A 386-nucleotide genomic window follows, 5' to 3' on the forward strand; every position below is an offset into this window, starting at 1 on the left:
CGCCATATTCAACGCGCCAACTCGCTGAAAGTTTGCTGGAGACCGGCAACGATGCATCCACAGAACGGCGGGGCCATATCCTGGTGACGGAACGCCACAGGTGGGCTGGTTGTTGTCGGCGACCATTTGAATGCGAGAATACCGAAGCCGTGCCATCATGTGGCAACCTCGCTGCCAATACAGCGAGATTGGCAGCAGGGCCTGACAATCGCACGCCACTGCTGCCAAACAACGCGCATCACCCCAAACACATCTCTCTTTTAGCTATTGATCATGATGCGCTTAGCAGTCGATTGTTCCGACCCCGAGCGGGGCAGAGTGACAGTCAAAACGCCATTCCTGAAGGAGGCCGAAATTTTGTTTTCCTCTACCTCGCTGTTTAAGGA

General features: G+C 54.7%; 1 protein-coding gene. It reads right to left on the reverse strand.

What is annotated here, in order from left to right; translation table 11 throughout:
* Nucleotides 1–260: 260 nt before the first annotated feature.
* Nucleotides 261–386: Hsp20 family protein (locus AF337_RS40860; RefSeq protein ID WP_152971183.1), on the reverse strand; the 126-nt coding region annotated here is incomplete at its 5' end.

This window comes from Rhizobium ecuadorense (assembly GCF_001187535.1).
GTDB lineage: Bacteria > Pseudomonadota > Alphaproteobacteria > Rhizobiales > Rhizobiaceae > Rhizobium > Rhizobium ecuadorense.